This window comes from Paenarthrobacter sp. MSM-2-10-13, assembly GCF_011605365.1.
Classification (GTDB): domain Bacteria; phylum Actinomycetota; class Actinomycetes; order Actinomycetales; family Micrococcaceae; genus Arthrobacter.
The window spans coordinates 47,856-72,601 of the sequence record NZ_JAAOXO010000007.1 but is presented as its reverse complement, the minus strand read 5'-3'; the positions used below and the strand labels follow the sequence as shown (position 1 = coordinate 72,601).

Here is a 24,746-nt window from a genome sequence, read left to right as displayed (position 1 = left end):
CGCCAACAGCGGCGACTACCCCTCAGGGTGGGCTTCGATGGCAATCTTGAGCTGTTCCAGCTGCGCCACTTCGCCCTCTAAGGCTTTCTGGATCACGCCGTTCATGAGCTTACGCAGGCCCTTGGGGTGGTATTCAAGGGCGAACCGGAGCCGGGTGGTGTTGCCTTCGGTGCTGAGGTAGAAACCGCCGGTGGACCGTGCTGGCCCAGTCACCACGGAATAGCGGACTTCGGCTCCTGGGCGGGCGTCGGTGATCCTGAAGTCGGCGGCGACGGGACGGCCGCCGGGGCCGGTTATCGTCTGCTGGTACAGGGCACCTTTTTGGCCGCGAACGCCGGACCGAAGCGCGATGCTGCGCACTCCGGAACGCCAGAGGGAGTTGTTCATCCCGTCCATGAGGAATCCGTAGACGGTCATGGCGTCCCTATTGATCACCACTTCATGGGCTGCGAATGCCACGGAACCTCTTTCGGCGTACGGTCGAATATTCGTAGCCCGGTTCCCCATACGCTGCAGCTAACACCTTCAGAATAGTCAGGGGCGGGGCGCCCACGACACAAGACTGCCGAGCCTTGACCGAATGGTTATCTGCCGATTATTGCGGGTAACTGCTGACAGGCGACCGCGGGCCGGGTAGAGTGCCTGCGGCTGGTTACAAAAAAATTGGGGGCGTTATGCGAGGGAAAAATCATTCGGGTTCCGTGGGGAACGCACGACGACGACTGGCAGCTTGCGCTGCGATCTTCAGCCTGGCGGTAGCTGGCGGGGTCATGGCTGGGGCGCCTGCCACGGCAGCGCCGGTCCCTGGCACGGCAGCACAGGCCGCCGTCGTTCAAGCAGCGGTGCCAACCGCAGCGAATCCGCTACCGAGCGTCGATCCTGTGGGAAACCCCGCGAGCTACTCTGTTTTGGTCAATAAATCCAGGCCCCTGAATCCTGTGAGCTACGCTCCGGGCGACCTTGTTAATGCCCGCGGCTCCGGGCAGTACCTGCGCGCCGAAGCTGCGGCATGGCTCAACGGTTTGTTCCAAGGTGCGGCCGATGCCGGCACGGGCGGGCTTGCAGTGGTGAGCGGCTACCGTTCCTACGCGCAGCAGCAGCAGGTTTACTCCTACTACGTCAGCATCTACGGCCAGGCCCAGGCGGATCTCATTTCGGCACGCCCAGGACACAGCGAGCATCAGACCGGATTGGCTGTGGATGTGGGGAACGCCAACGGTTCGTGCGGGCTTAGTACGTGTTTCGGTGACACGGCCGCCGGCATCTGGGTGGCCGCGAATGCCCACAAGTACGGCTTCATAGTCCGCTATCCCAACGGTTATACGAACATCACGGGCTACAGCTATGAGCCGTGGCACCTGCGTTACGTCGGCGTGGATCTGGCCACCGATATGAAACGCCGGGGCTTTCCCACCATGGAACAGTACTTTGCGGGCAATCCCACCGCTTATGCGAGCATCACCTCCGGAGCGGACTTGGTGGCCGCAGACTCTTCCGGCCGGCTCCTTCGCTACCCTGCGCACGGTGGCGGCGGCTACGGCGTTCCCACGGTGATCGGCTCCAACTGGCATGGCTTGAAGCAGGCCTTCGTAGTGGACTGGGATTCTGATGGCGTGTACGACATTCTGGCTCAATGGGACAACGGCACTCTGGGCTTGTTTACGGGCTGGCCTGGCGGTGCTTTCTCCACTCAGATCGTGGTGGGAACCGGTGACTGGGACAAGATGAACATCACCGTGGGCAAATGGTCCGCCGCGGAACGCTTCCCAGGGGTCGTTGGCTATTTCCCGGATGGCGGGCTGCGCTACTACCCCAATACCATGGGCAGGGCGTTGATCTACCGCGTGGACATTGGAAGCGGCTGGGCTGGAATGGGCCTGACCATGGCCGACTGGAATGCCGACGGCGCCAACGACATCCTGGCCACCACAACCTCCGGGCACCTGCTCAGCTACCCCGGCAACAGCAGTGGCGGCTTCGCGGGACTGCCCACCACCATTGGTTCCGGCTGGGGCACCATGAAGGCGCTGGTTCCGAGCTTCGGTTTGTCGGGCCCGGGAACGCGCAGCATCACAGCCCACACCGTGGACGGCTATCTTGTGGACTACCCCCTGGGTGCCGGGGTCTGGGGTGCCCAGCGTCAGGTGGGCAACGGCTGGAATGGCATGAAGCTGTTCAAATAGGACCGGGGTGGTCCACGGTGACGGGCCGCAGCGGTCTACGGTGCGCCGGTCATGAGGAGTCCCGCAACTGCGCTAAGCTAGGACTCGCTCAGGGGATTTTTCCCGGGCAACGCGGGCGTAGCTCAATGGTAGAGCGCTAGCTTCCCAAGCTCGATACGCGGGTTCGATTCCCGTCGCCCGCTCCAAGAAAACCCCGGATCCAACGATCCGGGGTTTCTTTTGTCTCCAGGCTGCCGCCCAGCCCTCGTGACTCCGGCCACAACCCGGTCCGGGGAAGGTGTATCGTCAGGAGTCAGGAGCCATCGCGGCTCCGCTCTAAGGGAGCCATCATGGGCGACAAATCACCGCGCCAAACCGCATCAAAGAAATCCAGTAAATCCATCAAGGAAAAACGTGCGGATAAGCGGGCTTCCGAGTCTTCCGCCACCGAGGCCGCGAAGCCTTCCACCGGCAACAAGAAGTGACCGCGCCAACCGGCCAGCTCAGCATAGGCGTCCTGGCTTCCTCGCTGAAGCCCAATGAGCGCCGTCTACCGATCCACCCGCAGCATTTGGAGCGGATTGCCCCTGAAGTTCGCGGGCAACTTCGCTTCGAGCATGGCTACGGCGAGCGGTTCGGCGTTCCGGACAGCAAACTTGAGTCTTTGGTAGGCGGGCTCGGAACGCGTGAGGAATTGATTGCCGACAGCGACGTCATCCTCCTCCCTAAGCCGCAGGCCCAGGATCTGGCTGAACTCCGTGACGGTCAAACGTTGTGGGGCTGGCCGCACTGCGTGCAGGACCGGGCGATCACCCAGTTGGCAATCGACAAGAAGCTCACGCTCATTGCTTTTGAAGCGATGAACCACTGGGCGGGCGATGGTGGCTTCGGCCTCCACGTCTTCCACAAGAACAATGAGCTCGCCGGGTACTGCTCCGTGCTGCACGCCCTGGCCCTGACGGGTTCCACCGGCGACTACGGCCGCCGGCTCAGCGCCGTCGTCATTGGCTTCGGTGCCACCGCCCGCGGTGCTGTCACGGCGCTCAATGCCCATGGCATCCACGACGTCCAGGTCCTGACAAACCGTGGCGTCGCCGCCGTCGGGTCTCCGATCCACTCAGTGCGGATCGTGCAGTTCGACCATGACAGCAAGGCGCCTTTCCTGAGCGAAGTCATCACGGACAAGGGCCGCAAACCCCTTGCGCCGTTCCTTGCAGCGGCGGACATCGTGGTGAACTGCACCCTGCAGGACCCCAATGCGCCGCTGACATATCTGCGCACGGAGGACCTGGCCGAATTCCAGCCGGACAGCCTCATCGTGGATGTTTCCTGCGACGAAAGCATGGGCTTCAGCTGGGCACGGACCACCACGTTCGACGAGCCCATGTTCCGCGTTGGTGGGCACGTCAATTACTACGCAGTGGACCACAGCCCGTCCTACCTGTGGAACTCGGCCAGCTGGGAAATCAGCGAGGCCCTGCTGCCCTTCCTGGAAACCGTGGTGGCGGGACCGGAGGGATGGGATGCCAACGAAACCGTCTCCCGGGCCATCGAGATCCGCGACGGCGTGATCCGGAACCCGGACGTCCTGGAGTTCCAGGGACGCTCGGCGAAGTATCCGCACATACCTGCGGCCTAGCGCCACGCCACATGAAGCGCCCCGGTTCGGCTGGGGCGCTTCACCTGTTTTAGGCGGTCTGCGGCTCCCGCACGATCCGCAGCACCCGACGCCGATCACGCAGGTCCACCTTGATGTGCAGGGATGACTTCCGGGCCAGTACGACGGCGACTACCGCAGCTGCGATGGCCGGCACCCCACCGGAGATCAGGACGGCCAGGTGCGGACCGAGGTGCTCGGCGAGCCAGCCCATCATGGGACCGCCGATTGCCTGGCCGCCGATCAGCACCACCAGGTACAGGCTCATGACGCGGCCGCGGATGCTCATGTTGGAGCTGGTCTGCACCATTTGGTTGGCCGCGGTGAGGAACATCAGGCACCAGAATCCGGCCAGGACCATGGTGACGCTGAACCACACCATGGTTGGCATGAGCGAGGACACGCAGAGCATCAAACCGTACAACCCGGCGGAGGTCACCACCGAGCGCAACCGCAACTGACGACGCCGGGTGGACGCCACCGCTCCCGCGAGTGCACCGAGCGCAACCATAGCGTTCAGCAGGCCGTAGCCTCCGGCACCGGCGTCGTACACGTGATCCGCAAACGCGGCCAAAAGCACCGGCAGGCTCATCGCGAAAACTGCCACGAAGCCGGCCATCAACCATGGCCAATAAATGGTTGGCTTGCTCAGCGCGTAGTTGAGGCCTTCGCGCAGCATTCCCTTTTTGCGGGGCGTCGGCTGGCTGAGGTGCAGCTGGTCCTTGCGGAGGATCAGCAGCATGGCCACCGTGGAGCAGCATGCCACGGCGTTGGCGGCGAAGGCCCAACCGGCACCCACGGCCGTGAGCAACACGCCGGCCAGGGCGGGACCGATCAGGCCACCCAGCTGGAACGTCGTGGAGTTCACACTGATGGCGTTGCGCAGGTACTTGGGTCCGACGAGCTCGTTGACGAACACCTGCCTGGCTGGCTGGTCCAGGACGGTCACGAAGCCCAAGGCAAGGGCGATCACGTAGACGTGCCATACTTCGACGCGGCCACTCAGGGACAGCACCGCGAGGAGGGCAGCCAGTACCGCGGCCGCCGATTGGCAGATGATGAGGATCTTGCGCTTGGCAAAACGGTCGGCAATCATGCCGCCCCATGGGCCAAGGAAAAGTGACGGCATGAACTGCAACGCCACCGTAATTCCGACCGCGGTGACGGACCCGGAAAGTTGAAGCACCATCCAGTCCTGGGCGATGCGCTGCATCCAGATGGCGATCACGGCGATGAAGTGGCCAATCGCGAAGATCCTGAAGTTGGGGACCTTCAGGGAGATGAAAGTATGCCGCCAGGGCAGCTTTTCACTCACGACGGCGAGTGGCTGGGTGACGGTGTCCGGCGGCTGAGGCGCGGAGAGGGAATCGATGACGGGCTGGCTGACGTTTGCCGCTGAAGGCGGTGGGGGTGCCAAAAGTAGTCCTCGGATCGAGAGTTTCGGTGGGATACGTTTAACGCTATGGTTGCCAGCAGCAATTATGGAAGCGTATTGCGCCTATAACTAGCATTGCGGAATGCAATGAGCCTTCTCCAATGGCGCAGTACTCCGGCCCGGCGCTGACCTGCGCTTGAGGAGTTACGTGTTCGAACCTGTCCAGCTCCGTTCCTTTTTGGCCGTCGCAGAGACGCTGAGTTTCACCAAGGCTGCAGAACGCCTGGGGCTGGCACAGCCCACAGTCAGCCAGCACGTCCGCAAGCTCGAGGCCTCCGCCAAGAGGGTGTTGGTTGCCCGCGATACGCGCGAGGTCCGGCTCACTGATAACGGCGACGCCATGGCCGGATTTGCCCGCAGCATCCTTGCCGCCCACGACTCCGCCGCCCGCTACTTCTCCGGTTCAGCCATGCGCGGGCGGCTCCGCTTTGGCACCGCAGACGACCTCGCCATCACCGGCCTTCCCCGGATCCTTCGCGAGTTCCGGCAGCTGTACCCGCAAATCAACCTGGAGCTCACCGTCAGCCAAAGTGACCAGCTCTACAAGCGGCTCAATGCCGGGCAACTGGACCTGGTGTTCGTGAAATGGGTGGCCGGAGCCAAGGAAGGCACTGTAGTCCGGCACGACAACTTTGCGTGGGTGGGCGTCGAGCAAACCATTCTTGAGCCCGGAGCGCCGGTCCCCCTCATCGCCTACCCGGCGCCAAGCCTCAGCCGGAAGCTGGCTATTGATGCACTGGAAGCCGAGGGCCGGACCTGGCGGATCACGTGCAGCACCAAGCAGATCAGCGGAGTGTTGGCTGCGGTACGCGCGGGCATTGGAGTTGCGGTTATGCCCGCCTCGCTGGTGCCCGAGGACCTGAAAGTGATCACCCAGCGGTTCGACCTCCCGCCAGTGGGGGACGTCGACTTCACCCTGATCCGGAACCCGCTGGCCAACGCCGAAGTGATCGATGCCCTCACCCAGGCGATCATGGGCCGGACGCTGAGCAAGTCGAACTAGTGGAGCGGATGGCTTGGCCGGGCTGGGTTCCACCTGCGCACCCCTTAACGCCGAATGCACCCATAACCGCTGCTGCGCACGGCGGAAACGGGTGCGACGCCGGCGTTCAAGGGGTGCACGGGGCGTAAACGGGTGCACGGGGCGGAAACGGGCGCGCACGGCGGGAGCGGGTGCGCACGGCCGGCAGGAGCGGGTGCGGATGTGTTCGACATGCGATACGCCATTACTGGGTAAGCGCATTCCCGGTATCCTAAGACGATGATCGACCTCACCACGCTGGCTGACCTCACGCCTGGCATTTGTTCCGTCACCCTCCGCGCACACGGAATCGACGAGGTGGTCCGAATTTCCTCGAATGCGGGCCTGGCCGGCATCGAGTGGGGTACTGACGTCCATGTCAGTGACGCAGAATCAGCCGCGCACGCGAAGGACGCCACGACGGCTGCCGGACTGACAGTCCTATCGCTCGGCTCGTACTACCGCTGCGGGGCCTTTGGAGACTTCGGCCGGGCACTGGACCTCGCCGCCTCCTTAGGCGCTCCAAGAATTCGGGTCTGGGCAGGGGAACTGGGTTCGGCCAGCGCGAGCCAGGAGCACTGGGACGCAGTTGTGCAGGACACCCGACGCATTGCCGATCTTGCCGCGGCGCGCGGAGTCGCCATCGCTTTCGAGTACCACGGCAACACTCTCACCGACTCCCCCGCCACCACCCTCGACCTACTGGACCGGGTCAACCACGCCAACGTCGGCACCTACTGGCAGCCCGCCGTCGGGCTTTCAGACAAGCAGGCCCTTGAGTCCCTCCACGAAGTCTTGCCGCATCTGGTGGGCGTGCACTGTTTCTCGTGGGGCCCCGAAGCTGAGCGTTTCCCGCTTCGGAATCGGAAGTTGCTGTGGCAGACCGTCACCGATGTCCTCCGGGGCAACGGCAAGGACATGGACATCATGCTGGAATTCGTGGAGGACGACCTCCCGGACAACGTGCTCAACGACGCCGCGTTCCTGCACACCATCACTCTGGGTGAGGACTAGCCCGGAGACCGCTACGCAGTCCAACCCATCCGGCGAAGCCACGCGGCGCAGAGCCCGGTCCATTGCTCGGCACCGGGCGTTCCGGCTGCCAGGCCGATGCCGTGGATACCGTTGGGAAAAACGTGCAGCTCCGTGGCAACTCCGGCTCGGCTGAGCGCTCCTGCGTAGGCCAGGCTGTGGCTGACGGGAACGGATTCGTCGTGTGCCGTGTGCCAGAGGAACGCCGGCGGTGTTGCCGGGGTGACGTGCAGCTCGGCGGAGAGCTGCCGCAGGATTTCAGGCCCCGCCCCCTCGCCGGCCAGGTTGTCCACGGATCCCTGATGCACCGAATCGACGAAGGAAATGACCGGATAGCAGAGGATGCTGAGGTCCGGAACCGACTCGCGGATGTCCAGCGCAGGATCGCCCGCGGGCACCTGCACAGACAATGTGGCCGCAAGATGCCCACCCGCCGAGAACCCGAGGACACCCACACGCGAGGGATCAACCTTCAGCCCATGCCCTCCGTTGCGGATCCAGATCATGGCTTGCTTGGCGGCGGCTAACGGCACCGGGTGCCGATGCGGTGCCACTGGATACCGCAGCACGAACGCGTGGATCCCCAGCGAAGCGAGCCACTCTGCCACAGGTTCGGCTTCATGGTCTGCCGTTTTCGCGTAGCCCCCCCGGGCAGAACCAGAACTGCGGGCGCCGCCAGACCGGAAGGCCCGACGGCGGGAATCACCGTGAGTGCCTGGGGCGCCTTGACGGGCGGCACCGTCATACCTGCGATTCCACCGGGGTTTCAGTGCTGCGGCGGAGCTTGACCGCGCCGCTGACAGGTGGGGTGTCGGGATCTCCGGCGGCGAGGCGTCCAATATCCTCGAGCGGCAAATGCACCGTTGAAAGAGCGGGCCGGAAGTCGCGAAGGGTTTCGATGTCGTCAAAGCCGGCGATGGTGGCATCGCGGGGAATCCACACCCCCTCAGGCCGTAGCGCCGCAGTGACTCCGATAGCCATGACGTCGTTCACGGCGAAGATGCAGAGCCGTTCCTGGGACGCTTTGATGCGGTCCGCGAGAGCCAGGCCGGCTTCGTATCCCCCGGCGCGGTTGAATCCTGTGCGGATCACTTCAGCCGCAGGCCTCCCAGCGCCCTCAAGCCCGCGCTGGAAACCGCGGACCCGGTCGTCGGAGGTGAAGAGCCCTTCTGGACCGGCAACGATCAGGAATTCGCCGTCGTGGGTAGCGGCCAGTTCGGCGGCCAGGCCGGCGGCGAGCTCTTCATTGGGGACCTTCACCACGTGGTAGCCCTCGGTGGTGGACGCGCCGACTACCGGGTGACCCACCACTCCCACGTGCCCGCCGTTGCGGCAGTAGCGGTCCAGTTCGGCAGCGAGTTCACTGTTTCCTTGCTTGTCCTCGGCGCGGACTGAGCGCGATCCGGCGATCACGATGGAGTCGGCACGGCGGGCAGCGAATGCAGCTACTGCTTCCTTCTCGTCGTGCGGGGTGCCTGATGTGCTGGCCAGCAGGACCATGCGGTTCTGTTGGCGGGCCGCTTCCTGGACGCCGCGGGCGATGGCAGAGAAGTAGGGATCGGCGATGTCGTGGACAATAAGGCCGATCAACCCTGAACTGGACTTTGCGAGCGCCTGCGCCTGCGCATTGGGAACATAACCCAGTTTGTCGGCGGCTTCGCGGACGCGTTGCGCGATGTCTTCTGCTGGTTTACGGGACGAGCCGTTGAGGACCCGGGATGCCGTAGCCAGGGAGACCCCGGCCAAACGGGCAACTTCACTCAGTGTGCTGGCGGCCACGGGGCCCTCCTTTTCTGCAAGCGTCGGGACTGGCGCTAAGGAAATTATGGCAGTTCTCTTCGAATTGTGGGAAAGCGCTTGCCAATACGGCGCGCCATGGTGCATGATCGATTGCAGCGGGAATGCGCTTTCCCACATGACATAAGTAAGCACCGGCAACGCTCAGCGGCCGGCACACAAGGCACTGGAGAAAACATGGGCTTCGAAACAAAGACGATCCGTATCGCCATGAACGGCATCACCGGCCGTATGGGCTACCGCCAGCACCTGCTGCGGTCCATCCTCCCCATCCGCGATGCCGGCGGCTTCACCTTGGAAGACGGCACCAAGGTTCAGGTGGAGCCGATCCTGGTTGGCCGCAACGAAGCCAAGATCCGCGAGCTCGCCGAACTCCACAAGGTCTCCGAGTGGACCACCGACCTGGACGCCGTCATTGCCGACCCCACCGTTGACATCATCTTCGACGCGTCCATGACCAGCCTCCGCGCTGCCACCCTGAAGAAGGCAATGCGCGCCGGCAAGCACATCTTCACCGAGAAGCCCACGGCCGAGACCCTGGAAGAAGCAATCGAGCTGGCACAGATCGGTAAGGAAGCCGGCGTCACCGCAGGCGTAGTGCACGACAAGCTGTACCTCCCCGGCCTGGTCAAGCTCCGCCGCTTGGTGGATGAAGGCTTCTTCGGCCGAATCCTTTCCATTCGTGGCGAGTTCGGCTACTGGGTCTTCGAAGGCGACGTCCAGGCTGCACAGCGCCCGTCTTGGAACTACCGCAAGGAAGACGGCGGCGGAATGACCACGGACATGTTCTGCCACTGGAACTACGTCCTTGAAGGCATCATCGGCAAGGTCAAGAGCGTCAACGCCAAGACCGCAACGCACATCCCCGCACGTTGGGACGAGGCCGGCAAGGAATACAAGGCCACCGCTGACGACGCCTCCTACGGCATCTTCGAACTCGAAACCCCGGGGGGCGACGACGTCATCGGCCAGATCAACTCGTCCTGGGCCGTTCGCGTCTACCGCGACGAACTGGTTGAGTTCCAGATCGACGGCACGCACGGTTCCGCCGTCGCCGGTTTGAACAAGTGCGTTGCGCAGCAGCGCGCCCACACCCCCAAGCCAGTCTGGAACCCGGACCTGCCCGTCACGGAATCCTTCCGCAGCCAGTGGCAGGAAGTCCCCGCCAACGCTGAACTGGACAACGGCTTCAAGCTGCAGTGGGAAGAATTCCTGCGCGACGTCGTCGCCGGTCGCGAGCACCGCTTCGGCCTGCTTTCCGCAGCACGCGGTGTGCAGCTGGCCGAACTCGGCCTGCAGTCCTCGGCTGAGCGCCGCACCATCGACATCCCGGAGATCACCCTCTAATGACGTCACTGATTCTTCCCACCGACGACGGCGGCACCCGCGAGTACCGCCTTCAGGCGGCCACATCGTGGACCAAACCGACTGCTCCTTTGACGGCCCGCCGCGCCTACGCCGCAGCACACGTCATCCCTGAGGTCTCCGCGGACAACACTCCCGGCGCCCCGGCCCAGCTTGACTGGGACGCCACCCTGGCGTACCGGCACGAGCTGTGGTCCTATGGCTTGGGCGTTGCCGATGCCATGGACACCGCACAGCGCGGCATGGGCCTGGATTGGGCCGCGACCCAGCAGCTCATCAAGCGCACCGGCACCGAGGCCGCTTCCGTCGTGGCAGCGGGCAACGCCGCCATCGCCGGCAAGTCCGTCCGGGACCTCGTTTCCTGCGGCGCCGGCACCGACCAGCTGGACATCACCGCCCTTCCCGAGGGTGCAGCGGGTATCCAGGCCGTCATTGATGCTTACCGCGAGCAGATCGCGGTGGTCAGTGAGGCCGGTCCCAAGGTCATCCTCATGGCATCCCGCGCCCTGGCCAAGGTTGCCAACGGCGCCGACGACTACCTGCACGTCTACTCGACACTCCTGCAGGAAGTGGACCAGCCCGTCATCCTGCACTGGCTGGGCACCATGTTCGACCCCGCGCTGGCAGGCTACTGGGGCTCCGATGACGTCTCCGTTGCCACCGAAACGTTCCTCAGCCTGATCCGCGAACACTCGGACAAGGTTGACGGCGTGAAGGTTTCGCTGCTGGACGCCTCACACGAGGTCGCCCTCCGCGCCAACCTGCCGGAAGGCGTCCGCCTCTACACCGGCGACGACTTCAACTACCCGGAACTGATCGACGGCGACCAAACGCACCACTCGGACGCCCTTCTGGGCATCTTCGCGGCGATCTACCCGGCCGCTTCGGTAGCGTTGCAGAAGTACGACGCCGGTCAGGGCGCCGAAGGGCGCGCCATCCTGGACTCCACCCGTGAGCTCGGAAAGCACATCTTCAGCGCCCCCACGTTCTACTACAAGACGGGCATCGCCTTCATGTCCTGGCTCAACGGCAAGCAGCCCGGCTTCCAGATGGTGGGCGGCCTGCACTCCGGCCGTTCGGTGCTGCACTTGGCCAAGACCTTCGAACTGGCAGACCAAGCCGGCTTGCTGAAGGATCCGTCGCTGGCCGCGTTCCGGATGTCTGACTTCCTGCGGATCAACGGGGTGGGCGCATGAGCTCCGATTTCTCGCGACTCTCCCTGAACAGCGCCACCACCAAAAAATGGACCCTGGCCGAAGCCGTTGACGGTTGCGCCCGCGCCGGCATCCCCGCGATCGGGCCGTGGCGCGACCGCGTGGCCGAGGCCGGACTGGACAAGGCCGCCAAGCTCATCAAGGACGCCGGTCTGCGTGTTTCCTCGCTCTGCCGCGGTGGCTTCCTCACCGCAGCCGATGCCGAGGGACAGGCCGCAGCTCTGGCTGACAATTTCGAAGCCGTCCGCGAAGCAGTAGCGCTGGACACCCAGGAACTGTTCCTGGTGGTTGGCGGGCTTGCTCCCGGAGAGAAGGACGTCGTCGCTGCACGCCAGCGCGTGGCGGACCGGCTCCAGGAACTGGTTCCCTTCGCCTCCGAAAACGGCGTCCGCCTGGTGCTGGAACCACTGCACCCGATGTACGCCGCGGACCGCGCACTGATCTCCACCCTTGGCCAGGCACTTGACCTTGCGGCGCCCTACGACGCAAAGGCTGTCGGCGTCGCCGTCGACACCTTCCACGTCTGGTGGGACCCGGAACTGAAAGCGCAGATCGAACGTGCCGGCCGCGAGAACCGCATTGCCTCGTACCAGGTGTGCGACTTCAACCTGCCCATCGCTGCGGACGCGCTGTTGTCCCGCGGCATGATGGGCGACGGCGTCATCGACTTCGCCACCATCGGCACCTGGGTCAGGGACGCCGGGTACAAGGGCGACATCGAGGTAGAGATCTTCAACCAGGAAATCTGGGACGCCGATGGCGACGCAGTCCTGGAAACCATGAAGCAGCGCTACGCGGAGCTCGTCCTCCCGTTCGCCTAACAACGTGGTCCTCCCGCGGATGCCCTAAGTTCCGCGGGAGGATCGCTCCAAAGCCAGCGGGCTCCTGCCAAGGTCACGGCAGGGGCCCGCTTTTGTGTCAGCTAAAAGTCCTCGAACGCGCAGGTGAGATAAGTGGTACACAGCTGAAACATGGCGTCGATGGGAGGAAACAATGGGCACCTACGCTGGTTTTACCTGGACAAAGACGTCCACGAAACCCCTGAAAGGACACCACCATGATGCTCTTGAAGACACTGACCTTTTTCCTCGACGCCAGCGGCAGCCACAGCGGGCCGTCCGGCGATTCCGCCAGCGAACACGCCCCTGCTGTCGCCACCGAACGCCTGACCTCCAGCGCCTGGGAGGGCTGGTGGGATGACGCCGATCAGGGTTTCCCCGCCGAGGCCTGATCGCTCATGAAGCTCGAGCAGTCAGCTGCATGCGGGCTTTCGGCCGGCCGATCAAGGTGACCGAGCCGCCGTCGGGCGCTGTCAATTCCAACCTGATGTTCCGCGAGCCCTCTTGGGGTTCGATTGAGTCGACCTGGAAAACCTCACCACTGATCCGGACGCTGTCGCCGTTCTTGATGGCTTTGAGCTTCTTGCTGCGCATGTCAGTGCTTGCGGCGGGAGTCTCCATTCGGGTTACTTGCCTGTCCGGGGCTCGTCGCCGTGGGTTTCACGGATTTCTTCGCCGTCCCGGATGACTTGGTCTTCCTTTTCCTGCATTTTGTCGCTCTTCTTGGTATCGCGCGGCGGGAGTTGAATGCTCTCCTCGGCCTCAATGCCGCCCTGGAGTTGGCGGCCGCGCTCCATTTCGGCGTCGAACTCGGCGCCGAACAGCAAGGACATGTTGAGGATCCAGAGCCACAGCAGCATGATGATGACGCCCGCGAGGGCACCGTACGTCTTGTTGTAGTTGCTGAAGTTGGCAACGTAGAAACCGAAGCCCAGCGAGGCAAGGGCGAAAATCACCAAGGCAATGAGAGAGCCCATGCTCATCCAGCGAAACTTGGGCTGCTTGACGTTGGGCGTGAAGTAGTAGAGCACGGCAATGATCGCGACCACAATAACTATGAGGACCGGCCATTTGGCGATATTCCATACGGTCAAGAAGGTTTCGGACAACCCGATGGCACCGCCGATGGCCTCCGCCACGGGTCCGCTCAGGACCAGCATGGCAGCGGCGAGCGCTGCACCCACGACGGCGACGACGGTGACGGCGAGCATGGTGCCCCGCAGCTTGATGAAGCCGCGGCCTTCGTCCACTTCGTAAACCCGGTTCATTGCTCGACTGAAGGCGGTGACGTAGCCCGAGGCGGACCAGAGCGCTACCAAGATACCGAAAACCAGGGCGAGCCCGGCCGTGTTGGACTGAGTCAGTTCCTCGATCGGCTGGCGCATGGCGTCAACGCCCGGCCCCGGCGCGAACTGCTGCACAATATCCAACAGTGATGACGTTGTCTTGCCGGCGTCTCCGAAGATGCCAATGAGGGAGACCAGCGCCAGGAGCGCTGGAAACAAGGAGAGGACGGCGTAGTACGTTAGGCCGGCCGCCGCGTCAGGGCATTGATCCTTGGTGAACTCCCGGAGCGTCCGCTTGGCGATGTACATCCATGTGGGCTTGGCGAGATCGTTGGGACTGTCCGGCTTACGCGAATCCTCCGGAGAGGGAGCGGTCTGCGCCTTGGCGGTACTGGTGTGGGCTGAGTCTTGTGAAGTCATGGGGCACTCGTCCGTGGGGGTAGTTTGCGCGAACAACTGATCCATCAATAGTAAGCATGCTGATGATTCATTCGGAAGGACCCACGCCGTTTTATCGCCAGCGATCGCAAACGCGGCCCAGGCACCCCCGCTCAGGCTAGCTTGCTCGCCAGCAGGAACTCGAACGGCGACTCAATAACGGACCGGATCACCTGGCCCGCAGCACCAAGAAGGGTTCCGGAGTGCTCCAGGGCCGAAACCGTCAGGTTGCCCGGATCAAGCAGGCCGGGCGCATAACGGTCCAAGCTGGTCAGCAGCGCCGGTTTGAGCCATTCCGCCAGGACCGCAAAGTGTCCGCCGAGAACTACTGCCTCTATGTCCATCAACCGGGCAGAAGAAGCGAGCGCGACGCCCAAATACTTTCCGGCGTCGTGTACCGCCCGAGTGGCCTGCGGCTCCTGGGCAGCCAAGGCCGCCAGCAGCAGTTCCGTACGCGCACCGAGTGAGCCCTCAGGAATGCCGGCGGCCTCGAAAATGGCCTCCTGGCCAGCGAACGTTTCCAGGCAGCCCGTGCCTCCGCAGGAGCAGCCCGGCCCATCCGGGTGGACTACGATGTGGCCGAGCTCACCCGCAGAGCCGCCCGGCCCGGTGTAAAGCTCGGAGCCGATGATCACGCCACCGCCCACGCCGACTTCGCCGGAAACGTAGAGGAAGTCCGGCTGGCCAGTGCCATACCAAAGCTCACCGAGAGCAGCACTATTGGCCTCGTTGGACAACCTGACACCCAGCGGGGCGCCCTCCAGCAGGGCCCGGGGATTCAGCTCCTCTTGCTCCCAGTGCAGGTTAGGCGCGGAAAGGACAAGGTTGCGCTGCTCATCCACCAGCCCCGGGACCGCGAGGCCACCACCCAAGATGGCGATGTTGGCGGCGGCGGCCTCGGCTTTCACCTCAGCCGTCAAGAGGCCTAGGCGTTCCATAACCTTGGCCGGAGCCAGACCGCGGTTCCGCGACTCCACGGTTGAGTGGAACCGAAGGTTTCCGCCAAGGTCCACCAGCCCAACAGCCAGGTAGTCAACGTTGATTTCCATTCCCACCACGCCGCGGCGCGAGCTGAGTTCGAGCCCCTGCCCCGGCCGACCCCGCTCGCCGTCACGATAGAGACCCACCTCGGAAACCAGCCCGGATTCCACGAGGTCGGCAACAAGACTGGATACGGCGGCTTTAGTGAGTCCGGTTCCGGCCGCGAGCTGCGCGCGGCTGGGTTTGGCGTCCCCGGTTCGGGCGATGGAGTCCAAGACGAGCGAAAGATTTCGACGGCGGACGTCCCCTACACGCCCGGGCGCGGCTGCTTCATTCACTGGCGTGGGACCTCCCTGCAGATTCAAAGAACTTTTTTCCGGCTTCCATTGACCATGATCCATTATCCCCCATATAGTTCAGATTGAAAACTAATTGGAATGCACTTCTCCAAGTTCTTCCCCAGTGCTTTGCAAAGGAGCAAATATGACCCCGCAGCCCACCCCGCAGGACCGCTTCACCTTTGGCCTCTGGACTGTCGGATGGACCGGCGCCGATCCCTTCGGCGTGGCCACCCGTCCGGCACTGGACCCTGTGGAAGCCGTGCATAAACTCAGCGAGCTGGGCGCTTACGGCATCACTTTCCACGACAATGATCTGATCCCCTTTGACGCCACTGCCTCCGAGCGCGACCTCATTCTGAAGAACTTCAAGGCAGCCTTGGCAGAGACCGGGCTGAAGACGCCCATGGTGACCACCAACCTCTTCAGCCACCCGGTATTTAAGGACGGCGGTTTCACGTCGAACGATCGCTCCATCCGCCGCTTTGCCCTCAGCAAGATCCTCCGGAACATTGACCTCGCCGCAGAGCTTGGCGCAGAAACTTTCGTGATGTGGGGCGGCCGTGAAGGCAGCGAATACGACGGCTCCAAGGACCTCTCCGCAGCGCTGGACCGCATGAAGGAAGGCGTGGACACCGCAGCCGGGTATATCAAGGAAAAGGGCTACGGCCTCCGGATCGCGCTCGAGCCCAAGCCGAACGAACCCCGCGGCGACATCTTCCTCCCCACGGTCGGCCACGGCCTGGCGTTCATCGCGCAGCTCGAGCATGGCGACATCGTGGGCCTCAACCCGGAGACCGGCCACGAACAGATGGCGGGGCTGAACTTCACCCACGGCATCGCCCAGGCCCTGTGGGCGGGCAAGCTCTTCCACATTGACCTCAATGGCCAGCGCGGCATCAAGTACGACCAAGACCTCGTTTTCGGCCACGGCGACCTCACCAGCGCCTTCTTCACGGTGGACCTGCTGGAGAACGGCTTCCCCAACGGCGGACCAAAATACGATGGCCCCCGCCACTTTGATTACAAGCCCTCACGTACCGACGGCTACGACGGCGTGTGGGAATCGGCCAAGTCCAACATGTCCATGTACCTCTTGCTGAAGGAACGCGCTTTGGCCTTCCGCGCTGATCCAGACGTTCAGGAGGCACTTGCTACGTCGGGCGTGTTCGAGCTGGGTGAGCCGACGTTGAACGCCGGCGAAACCACGGCGGACCTGCTCGCTGACGCCAGCGCCTTCGAGACGTTCGACGCCGACAAGGCCGCCGAACGCTCGTTCGCTTTCGTCCGCCTCAACCAGCTGGCCATCGAGCACCTGCTCGGCGCCCGCTAAATCAGACCACCACACTGATATCCCGCCGCCAGGTCGTTCCGGAATTCACTCACGGAACGGCTTGGCGGCGGACCCCAAAAGGATTAACGCATGCCTCTCGTAGCCGGGATCGATAGCTCAACCCAGTCCTGCAAAGTGATCATCCGGGACTCCGTCACCGGTACCTTGGTGCGCCAGGGCAGGGCCTCCCACCCTGACGGCACCGAAGTCCACCCGGATCACTGGTGGACAGCCCTGCAGGACGCGATCAGCCAGGCAGGCGGCCTTGACGACGTCGATGCCGTCTCCATCGGTGGACAACAGCACGGCATGGTGTGCTTGGACGACTACGGCAACGTCGTCCGACCGGCCTTGCTGTGGAACGATACCCGTTCGGCGCCCGACGCAGAGGAATTAATCCTTGAGGCCGGTGGTGGCGATGCCGCCGCCGGGGCCGCATATTGGGCCTCCACCACAGGCACAGTTCCCGTAGCATCCCTGACCGCCACCAAGCTTCGCTGGCTCGCAGGGAACGAACCCGCCAATGCCCAACGTACGGCTGCGGTGTGCCTTCCGCATGATTGGCTGTCTTGGCGTTTGGCGGGTCACGGACCCGGAACCGGCCCGGCATCGTTGGAGCTCCTCCGCACCGACCGTTCCGACGCCTCCGGCACAGGCTACTTTTCGGCAACCACTGGGGAGTACTTACCCGCAGTCCTGGAACGCACGCTGGGCCACGTCCCGGTGCTGCCAACCGTCGTCGGGCCTTTGGAAGCGGCGGGCAAGACTCCCACGGGCGCGTTGATCGGCCCGGGTGCGGGAGACAACGCCGCAGCAGGGCTGGGCGTCAACGCCGCCGTCGGGGACGTTGTCATTTCGATCGGAACATCGGGGACGGTGTTCGCGGTATCAGATGTTCCCTCTCATGATGCCAGCGGACTCGTGGCAAGCTTCGCGGATGCGACCGGCAACTACCTTCCGCTGGCCTGCACGCTCAATGCGACCCGGATCTTCGACGCGACAGCTGCACTTCTGGGAGTGACCCTAACGGAACTCGGCAACCTGGCCCTGTCAGCTCCGGAAGGCGCCGACGGGCTGACCCTCGTCCCGTACTTCGACGGGGAGCGGACACCCAACCTGCCCGATGCCACGGGATCGCTCCACGGCATCACCGTCTCCAACTACACTCCAGCCAACATGGCCCGGGCAGCCATTGAGGGTGTGCTGTGTTCCTTGGCCGACGGGCTGGCTGCTCTGCAGGCGCAGAGTGTCTCTGCCCAGCGCATCATTCTGATTGGCGGCGGAGCGCAATCAGACGCCGTCCAACAGATTGCAGCCTCAACTTTCGGCTTGCCTGTCTTCGTCCCAAGGCCCGGCGAGTACGTGGCCGATGGCGCTGCCAGGCAGGCCGCAGGCGTTCTCACCGGTCAGCTCCCGGGCTGGAAGCTTGAAGGGCGGGAGCTGACACCGCAGAGTGCTTCCGGAGTTCCTGGGTTCCTGGCCCGGTACCGGCTTTACGCCGCGGGGGTCGCGAAAGGCTGATCCCACACCGGTGCTCTATCGTGACAGGGTGAGCATTGAACAATCTGCACATCAGCGACCTCCTGTCATGGAGGATGTGGCCCGCGTGGCAGGCGTCTCGCATCAAACCGTGTCGCGCGTTCTGAACAACCACCCCAACGTGAGTTCCAAGACCCGCGAGCGCGTGGAACAGGCAATCACCGAGCTGGGCTACCGACGAAATACGGCTGCTCGCAGCCTGGTGACGCGGCGTTCCCAGACCATTGGCGTGCTCGGCAGCGAAATGGCACAGTACGGGCCGTCTCACACCCTCCTTGGTGTGCAGCAAGCCGCCCGGGATGCGGGCTATTTTGTGAGCGTGGCCGGTTTGCGGGAAGTCACCCCGGAGACCATCAAGGACGCTATTGCCCACTTCATGGACCAAGGCGTAGATGGCATCGTGGTCACTGTTCCCCACCCGGGTACGTTCGACGTCCTCCGCGATGTCACCGCCCAGGTTCCGCTGGTGGCCGTGGGGTCAGTGGGCGACGAACACCTCAGCGGCGCCACGGTCGATCAGAAGCAGGGGGCACGGCTCGCGGTCCAGCACCTTTTGGACCTCGGCCACACTCAGATCGGCCACTTGTCCGGGCCGTCCGATTGGATTGACGCAGCAGCCCGCATCGAGGGCTGGCAGGATGCACTGACTCAGGCCGGCCTAGAGCCAGCCACACTGATCGAGGGCGACTGGAGCGCCGAATGTGGTTACAGGGAAGGCCTGAAGATTGCGGCTGACCGTTCCGTGACCGCCCTCTTCGTCGCTAATGACCAGATGGCTCTTGGCGTCCTGCGCGCGTTCCATGAAACAGGGGTTCAGGTCCCCGGCGACCTCAGCGTAGTGGGCTTTGACGACCAACCGGAGTCGGCATATTTCATACCTCCACTGACCACCGTGGCGCAGGATTTCGAGGAGCTCGGCCGGCGATGCATTGGCTTGCTGTTGGATCGGCTGGAGAGCGGCGCCACGGGCACGCCTGCCACGGTGGCGCCGCGGCTGGTGGTCCGATCCACCACGGCCCAAGCAGCCAGCTAGGCATCCCCCTCCCAACTAAATAGCAGCTGAGCACGTTTTGAGGACTCTAAACGTGCTCAGCTGCTACGTACTTGGGTGCGCCAGCCACTAACTTCTTCAGAAGGACCCATTCCGCGCGGCCCGCTCTTGACATCAAAGTTGTGAGCGCTAACAATTGCATCAGACCTTCTTCAGTTTTCCACCCCTACCCCCGGCAATGAGGCCCAGGCCAGCCGGATGGAGACCCCATGAATACCTCTGAAAACCTCCCGCTGGACGAGCAGTTCGTCATTGGCGTGGACTATGGAACCCTGTCCGGCCGCGCCGTCGTGGTGCGCGTTTCTGACGGCGCCGAGATCGGCAGCGGCGTCTTTGAATACCCGCACGCTGTCGTGTCGGAAACACTCCCCGGCAGCGGACAGCGACTCCCTGCCGACTGGGCCCTCCAAGTACCCAACGACTACCGCGACGTCCTGCGCAACGCTGTCCCGTCCGCCGTCGCCGACGCCGGAATCAACCCGGAAAATGTGGTGGGCATCGCCACCGACTTCACCGCTTGCACCATGGTTCCGACGACGGCGGACGGCACGCCGCTGAACGAACTGGAACGCTTCGCGGATCGCCCGCACGCCTTCGTCAAACTGTGGCGCCACCACGCAGCCCAGCCACAGGCCGACCGCATCAACCAGCTCGCCGAAGAACGGCGCGAATCATGGCTTCCCCGCTACGGCGGCCTGATCTCCTCCGAATGGGAGTTCGCCAAGGGGCTGCAGCTCCTCGAGGAAGATCCGGAAGTCTACGGCGCCATGGACCACTGGGTTGAGGCCGCCGACTGGATCGTTTGGCAGCTCTGCGGCAGCTACGTCCGCAACGCCTGCACCGCCGGGTACAAGGGCATCTACCAGGACGGAAAGTACCCCTCCCGGGACTTCCTGGCTGCGCTTAACCCGGACTTCAAAGACTTTGTGTCCCAAAAGCTTGAACACACCATCGGCCGCTTGGGAGATGCCGCCGGCTACCTCACGGAAGAAGCAGCGGCCTGGACCGGGCTTCCTGCGGGAATCGCAGTGGCTGTGGGAAATGTTGATGCCCACGTCAGCGCACCCGCCGCAAACGCCGTTGAACCAGGGCAGCTCGTCGCGATCATGGGCACCTCCACCTGCCACGTCATGAATGGCGACGTTCTCCGCGAAGTCCCGGGCATGTGCGGAGTAGTGGACGGCGGCATTGTGGATGGCCTCTGGGGTTACGAAGCAGGCCAGTCCGGCGTAGGCGACATCTTCGGTTGGTTCACCAAGAACGGCGTCCCGCCGGAATACCACCAAGCCGCCAAGGACAAGGGCCTGGGCATCCACGAATACCTCACCGAACTCGCGGAAAAGCAGGCAATCGGCGAGCATGGACTGATCGCCTTGGACTGGCACTCGGGCAACCGCTCAGTGCTGGTGGACCATGAACTTTCCGGCGTAGTGGTAGGCCAGACCTTGGCCACCAAACCGGAGGACACCTACCGGGCACTCCTGGAAGCCACAGCCTTCGGCACACGCACCATTGTGGACGCGTTCTGCGATTCCGGCGTCCCGGTCAAGGAGTTCATCGTGGCCGGCGGGCTCCTGAAGAACAAGTTCCTGATGCAGGTGTACGCCGACATCACCGGCCTGCAGCTCTCCACCATCGGATCGGAGCAGGGTCCTGCGCTGGGCTCGGCAATCCACGCCGCCGTGGCCGCAGGGAAATACAAGGACATCCTCGACGCCGCAGCGTCCATGGCTGCCGCGCCCGGCGCGGTCTACACCCCCATCCCGGAAAACGTTGCCGCCTACGAGGTCCTTTTCCAGGAATACAAGGCTCTGCACGATTACTTCGGCCGCGGCACCAACAACGTCATGCACCGCCTCAAGGCCATCCAGCGCGCGGCAATCCAAGGCTCCGGACAACACGCCGACCAGCCCGCCGCCCTGGAAGGAGCCTCGGCATGAGCACGCTCTTGGAGTCCATTGCCAAAGTCCGCAAGGAAGTCTGCGATCTGCACGCCGAACTGACCCGCTACGAACTGGTGGTATGGACCGCTGGCAACGTCTCGGGCCGCATCCCCGGGCACGATCTCATGGTGATCAAACCGTCGGGCGTTTCCTACGATGACCTCGCACCCGAGCTCATGGTGGTCACCGACCTTTATGGCACACCTGTGCGGGGAATGAACACCGGCAGCGCGGGGACCGTGGATTGGGGCAACCCGGACCTCTCCCCGTCCTCCGATACCGCCGCGCACGCGTACGTCTACCGGCACATGCCCGAGGTAGGCGGCGTGGTCCACACGCACTCCACCTATGCCACGGCCTGGGCTGCACGCGGTGAGGCAATCCCCTGCGTACTGACCATGATGGGCGACGAATTCGGCGGATCGATTCCGGTGGGACCGTTCGCGCTGATCGGCGACGACTCCATTGGCCAGGGAATCGTGGAGACTCTGAAGAACTCCAGCTCCCCCGCGGTGCTCATGCAGAACCACGGTCCCTTCACTATCGGCAAGTCCGCCCGCGATGCAGTCAAGGCAGCAGTGATGTGCGAGGAAGTGGCCAGGACGGTCCACATCTCCCGCCAGCTGGGCGAGCCGTTGCCCATTGACCAGGACAAGATCGACTCCCTCTACAACCGATACCAGAACGTTTACGGCCGCTAAAGCGGACAACCCGGCTGCCGCCGCGGACAGCCCGGTCGCCACTGCGGACCACCGAAGCCACTCGAAACTCAAAAGCACCTCAGGAGCCACGAAAATGCCCAGCGCCAACAACACTTCCGCCAACAATACGTCCCTGGGCCAGTACGAGGTCTGGTTCCTCACCGGCAGCCAGCACCTCTACGGGGAGGACGTCCTCAAGCAGGTGGCAGCGCAGTCGCAGGAGATTGCCAACGCCCTCAACGCCAACAGCGATGTTCCCGTCAAGCTCGTGTGGAAGCCGGTCCTCACCGATTCCGATGCCATCCGCCGCACCGCATTGGAAGCCAACTCAGACGATTCCGTCATTGGCGTGACCGCTTGGATGCACACGTTCAGCCCCGCCAAGATGTGGATCCAGGGCCTGGACCTGCTCCGCAAACCGCTGCTGCACCTGCACACCCAGGCCAACCGCGACCTGCCCTGGGCTGACATCGATTTCGACTTCATGAACCTCAACCAGGCTGCCCACGGCGACCGCGAATTTGGGTACATCCAGTCGCGCCTCGGCGTGCCGCGGAAGACCGTCGTCGGGCATGTCAGCAACCCTGAGGTGGCCCGCCAGGTGGGTGCGTGGCAGCGCGCCTCGGCCGGATGGGCCGCCGTGCGAACCTTGAAGCTGACCCGTTTTGGTGACAACATGCGTAACGTCGCCGTCACAGAAGGTGACAAGACAGAAGCCGAGCTTCGCTTCGGCGTCTCGGTCAACACCTGGTCCGTCAACGAGCTCGCTGACGCTGTCCACGCAACTGCAGAGTCCGACGTCGACGCCCTGGTTGCCGAGTATGAGCGACTTTACGAGGTGGCCGACGAACTAAAAAAGGGCGCTGCCCGCCACGAGTCGCTGCGCTACAGCGCCAAGATCGAGCTGGGTCTCCGCAGTTTCCTTGAAGCCAACGGATCGGCAGCGTTCACCACGTCCTTCGAGGATTTGGGGGAACTGCGCCAACTCCCCGGTATGGCGGTCCAACGCCTCATGGCCGACGGTTACGGCTTCGGCGCCGAAGGTGACTGGAAGACCGCCATCCTGGTCCGCGCGGCCAAGGTGATGGGCGGCGACCTGCCCGGAGGCGCGTCGCTCATGGAGGACTACACCTACCACTTGGAGCCCGGCTCGGAGAAGATCCTGGGTGCCCACATGCTGGAAGTCTGCCCCTCGCTGACGGCCACCAAGCCGCGGGTGGAGATCCACCCGCTGGGAATTGGCGGCAAGGAAGACCCCGTCCGCATGGTGTTTGACACCGACGCCGGCCCCGGCATCGTCGTAGCGCTGTCCGATATGCGCGATCGGTTCCGCCTGGTGGCGAACGTGGTTGACGTCGTCGACCTTGACCAGCCGCTGCCCAACCTGCCCGTAGCCCGCGCGCTCTGGGAACCGAAGCCCAACTTCGCCACATCGGCCGCCGCGTGGCTCACCGCCGGCGCCGCGCACCACACGGTATTGTCCACACAGGTGGGCCTCGAAGTATTCGAGGACTTCGCCGACATCGCCAAAACCGAACTTCTCACCATTGATGAGGACACCACCATCAAACAGTTCAAAAAGGAACTCAACTGGAACGCCGCGTACTACAAGCTGGCCGGCGGCCTGTGAGCACTGAATTCACGCTGAGCGCTGGCGGTTACACGGCAGTTGTGACCGCCCGGGCGGCCGCACTGCGCGTTCTGCAGTTTCAGGGCAGGGACCTGGTTGTGCCGTTTCCGGAGGGCGGTCCGATCCCGGATTACCGCGGCATCATTGCTGCGCCGTGGCCCAACAGGATCGCCGACGGCAAATACACGTCCGACGGCGTCGATCACCAGTTGCCTGTCAACGAACCTGAGCGGGGCACTGCCCTGCACGGCCTGGCCTTCCCGCTCGATTGGACTCCGAAAGAGTCCGACGCCGGGTCGCTCACCTTGACATGCACTGTGGGTCCCACCGCGGGCTACCCGTTCGTGCTGGAGCTGTCGGCTCGGTTCGTGCTGGACGCTGACGGATTGCACACCACGGTGACTGCCCGGAACGCCGCTGACATCGCAGCTCCCTACGGCGTGTGCCCGCACCCGTACCTGGTGGCCGGCTCGTCGCCCCTGGATGAGTGGGTGCTTGAGTTCGCTGCGGATTCATTCTTGGAAGTCACCCCGGACAGGCTGCTGCCCGTTGAGGTGGTGGGCGTGGAGGGGCACGCTTTCGACTTCCGTTCCCCGCGCGCCATCGGCACCACCGAAATCGACCACGCCTTTACGGACATAACGTTCGACGGCGGGCTGGCGCGGCTGTCCGTCCGCGACCCGGCGGGCACCGGCGTCGGAATGTCCTGGGACGAAAGCTGCCCTTGGCTGCAGATCCATACGGCAGACAAGCCGGCACCGATCCCTGGGCGAATCGGCCTTGCCGTGGAGCCCATGACGTGTCCGCCGGATGCCTTCAACAGCGGAACAGACCTGATCCGACTGGAACCCGGGGCCGAGCACACGGCGTCGTGGAGCATCTACACCCTGTAGCGCGTTCCTGCCCAGTTAGCCGAGGCAACGGGGGGCACAAGCCCGGCTTTCCGCGAAACTGCTCGCGGGAATCCGGGCTTTTCGGGGACTA

22 protein-coding genes, 1 tRNA gene and 1 pseudogene are annotated in these 24,746 nt (G+C 63.8%); 17 read left to right on the top strand and 7 right to left on the bottom strand.

Annotation, left to right across the window (positions count from 1 at the left end):
• Window positions 1–15 precede the first annotated feature (15 nt).
• Window positions 16–459 (bottom strand): SRPBCC family protein, encoded by a 444-nt coding sequence (locus tag HAV21_RS14340; RefSeq protein ID WP_142937738.1) that lies wholly within the window; start codon window positions 457–459, stop codon window positions 16–18.
• A gap of 242 nt (window positions 460–701) precedes the next feature.
• Between HAV21_RS14340 and HAV21_RS14335 the strand changes: the two genes are divergently transcribed.
• From HAV21_RS14335 to HAV21_RS14325, 4 genes are all read left to right on the top strand, one after another.
• The gene (locus HAV21_RS14335) at window positions 702–2,183 is read left to right on the top strand and encodes a M15 family metallopeptidase (protein ID WP_347877658.1); all 1,482 of its coding nucleotides are present in this window, start codon (window positions 702–704) and stop codon (window positions 2,181–2,183) included.
• Window positions 2,184–2,294: 111 nt separating this feature from the next.
• A tRNA-Gly gene (locus HAV21_RS14330) sits at window positions 2,295–2,368 on the top strand.
• Window positions 2,369–2,512: 144 nt separating this feature from the next.
• Window positions 2,513–2,647, top strand: coding sequence for a hypothetical protein (locus tag HAV21_RS22495; protein WP_011776304.1), 135 nt, complete (start codon window positions 2,513–2,515; stop codon window positions 2,645–2,647).
• On the top strand, window positions 2,644–3,801 hold the full coding sequence (locus HAV21_RS14325) for a N(5)-(carboxyethyl)ornithine synthase (protein ID WP_166842180.1): 1,158 nt from the start codon (window positions 2,644–2,646) through the stop codon (window positions 3,799–3,801). Before HAV21_RS22495 ends, HAV21_RS14325 begins: the two co-directional genes overlap by 4 nt.
• A 49-nt stretch (window positions 3,802–3,850) precedes the next feature.
• Here the strand turns inward: HAV21_RS14325 and HAV21_RS14320 are convergent, their stop codons facing one another.
• Complete coding sequence (locus tag HAV21_RS14320) at window positions 3,851–5,236, bottom strand: MFS transporter (RefSeq protein WP_142937734.1); 1,386 nt, start codon at window positions 5,234–5,236, stop codon at window positions 3,851–3,853.
• Between the two features lie 166 nt (window positions 5,237–5,402).
• Here HAV21_RS14320 and HAV21_RS14315 point away from each other — a divergent pair, with 166 nt between their 5' ends.
• Both HAV21_RS14315 and HAV21_RS14310 read left to right on the top strand, forming a co-directional pair.
• Entirely contained in the window at window positions 5,403–6,257 is an 855-nt protein-coding gene (locus HAV21_RS14315; RefSeq protein ID WP_166842179.1) for a LysR substrate-binding domain-containing protein, read from the top strand.
• Between the two features lie 258 nt (window positions 6,258–6,515).
• The gene (locus HAV21_RS14310; RefSeq protein ID WP_166842178.1) at window positions 6,516–7,289 is read left to right on the top strand and encodes a sugar phosphate isomerase/epimerase; all 774 of its coding nucleotides are present in this window, start codon (window positions 6,516–6,518) and stop codon (window positions 7,287–7,289) included.
• Window positions 7,290–7,300: 11 nt separating this feature from the next.
• Here HAV21_RS14310 and HAV21_RS14305 read toward each other — a convergent pair.
• Window positions 7,301–8,052: pseudogene (locus HAV21_RS14305) on the bottom strand (alpha/beta hydrolase).
• Entirely contained in the window at window positions 8,049–9,086 is a 1,038-nt protein-coding gene (locus tag HAV21_RS14300; protein ID WP_166842177.1) for a LacI family DNA-binding transcriptional regulator, read from the bottom strand. The pseudogene HAV21_RS14305 and the gene HAV21_RS14300 overlap by 4 nt, the downstream one beginning before the upstream one ends.
• 195 nt (window positions 9,087–9,281) lie before the next feature.
• On the opposite strand from HAV21_RS14300, the gene HAV21_RS14295 reads away from it, so the two are divergent.
• The 4 genes from HAV21_RS14295 (at window position 9,282) to HAV21_RS14280 (ending at window position 12,914) form a co-directional block, all read left to right on the top strand.
• Window positions 9,282–10,451, top strand: coding sequence for a Gfo/Idh/MocA family oxidoreductase (locus tag HAV21_RS14295; protein ID WP_166842176.1), 1,170 nt, complete (start codon window positions 9,282–9,284; stop codon window positions 10,449–10,451).
• Window positions 10,451–11,665 carry a dihydrodipicolinate synthase family protein gene (locus HAV21_RS14290; protein ID WP_166842175.1) on the top strand — a complete coding sequence of 405 codons (1,215 nt, stop codon included), beginning with the start codon at window positions 10,451–10,453 and terminating at the stop codon, window positions 11,663–11,665. The genes HAV21_RS14295 and HAV21_RS14290 overlap by 1 nt, the downstream gene beginning before the upstream one ends.
• Entirely contained in the window at window positions 11,662–12,504 is an 843-nt protein-coding gene (locus HAV21_RS14285) for a sugar phosphate isomerase/epimerase family protein (protein ID WP_166842174.1), read from the top strand. The genes HAV21_RS14290 and HAV21_RS14285 overlap by 4 nt, the downstream gene beginning before the upstream one ends.
• 236 nt (window positions 12,505–12,740) lie before the next feature.
• Window positions 12,741–12,914 carry a hypothetical protein gene (locus tag HAV21_RS14280; RefSeq protein ID WP_165450167.1) on the top strand — a complete coding sequence of 58 codons (174 nt, stop codon included), beginning with the start codon at window positions 12,741–12,743 and terminating at the stop codon, window positions 12,912–12,914.
• A 4-nt stretch (window positions 12,915–12,918) separates the two neighbouring features.
• On the opposite strand, the gene HAV21_RS14275 is transcribed toward HAV21_RS14280, so the two are convergent.
• The 3 genes from HAV21_RS14275 to HAV21_RS14265 form a co-directional block, all read right to left on the bottom strand.
• Entirely contained in the window at window positions 12,919–13,143 is a 225-nt protein-coding gene (locus HAV21_RS14275) for a hypothetical protein (protein WP_166842173.1), read from the bottom strand.
• 5 nt (window positions 13,144–13,148) lie between these two features.
• Window positions 13,149–14,228 (bottom strand): YihY/virulence factor BrkB family protein, encoded by a 1,080-nt coding sequence (locus tag HAV21_RS14270; protein ID WP_166842172.1) that lies wholly within the window; start codon window positions 14,226–14,228, stop codon window positions 13,149–13,151.
• A gap of 131 nt (window positions 14,229–14,359) precedes the next feature.
• Window positions 14,360–15,628 carry an ROK family transcriptional regulator gene (locus tag HAV21_RS14265; RefSeq protein ID WP_166842171.1) on the bottom strand — a complete coding sequence of 423 codons (1,269 nt, stop codon included), beginning with the start codon at window positions 15,626–15,628 and terminating at the stop codon, window positions 14,360–14,362.
• Window positions 15,629–15,710: 82 nt separating this feature from the next.
• Here HAV21_RS14265 and xylA point away from each other — a divergent pair, with 82 nt between their 5' ends.
• The 7 genes from xylA to HAV21_RS14230 all read left to right on the top strand — a co-directional run bounded on the left by xylA (window position 15,711) and on the right by HAV21_RS14230 (window position 24,655).
• A complete protein-coding gene (xylA, locus tag HAV21_RS14260) occupies window positions 15,711–16,898 on the top strand; it encodes a xylose isomerase (protein WP_142937721.1) in 1,188 nt (395 codons plus the stop codon).
• Between the two features lie 90 nt (window positions 16,899–16,988).
• Window positions 16,989–18,419, top strand: a complete 1,431-nt coding sequence (locus tag HAV21_RS14255; RefSeq protein WP_166842170.1) for an FGGY-family carbohydrate kinase — start codon at window positions 16,989–16,991, stop codon at window positions 18,417–18,419.
• A 67-nt stretch (window positions 18,420–18,486) separates the two neighbouring features.
• Window positions 18,487–19,470: a LacI family DNA-binding transcriptional regulator gene (locus HAV21_RS14250; protein ID WP_166842279.1), complete on the top strand. Its 984-nt coding sequence runs from the start codon at window positions 18,487–18,489 to the stop codon at window positions 19,468–19,470.
• Between the two features lie 227 nt (window positions 19,471–19,697).
• Window positions 19,698–21,428 carry a ribulokinase gene (gene araB / locus HAV21_RS14245; protein ID WP_166842169.1) on the top strand — a complete coding sequence of 577 codons (1,731 nt, stop codon included), beginning with the start codon at window positions 19,698–19,700 and terminating at the stop codon, window positions 21,426–21,428.
• A complete protein-coding gene (locus tag HAV21_RS14240) occupies window positions 21,425–22,132 on the top strand; it encodes an L-ribulose-5-phosphate 4-epimerase (protein WP_142937718.1) in 708 nt (235 codons plus the stop codon). The genes araB and HAV21_RS14240 overlap by 4 nt, the downstream gene beginning before the upstream one ends.
• A gap of 94 nt (window positions 22,133–22,226) precedes the next feature.
• The gene (gene araA / locus HAV21_RS14235; RefSeq protein WP_166842168.1) at window positions 22,227–23,762 is read left to right on the top strand and encodes an L-arabinose isomerase; all 1,536 of its coding nucleotides are present in this window, start codon (window positions 22,227–22,229) and stop codon (window positions 23,760–23,762) included.
• Entirely contained in the window at window positions 23,759–24,655 is an 897-nt protein-coding gene (locus tag HAV21_RS14230) for an aldose 1-epimerase family protein (RefSeq protein WP_166842167.1), read from the top strand. Before araA ends, HAV21_RS14230 begins: the two co-directional genes overlap by 4 nt.
• Window positions 24,656–24,746: the final 91 nt, after the last annotated feature.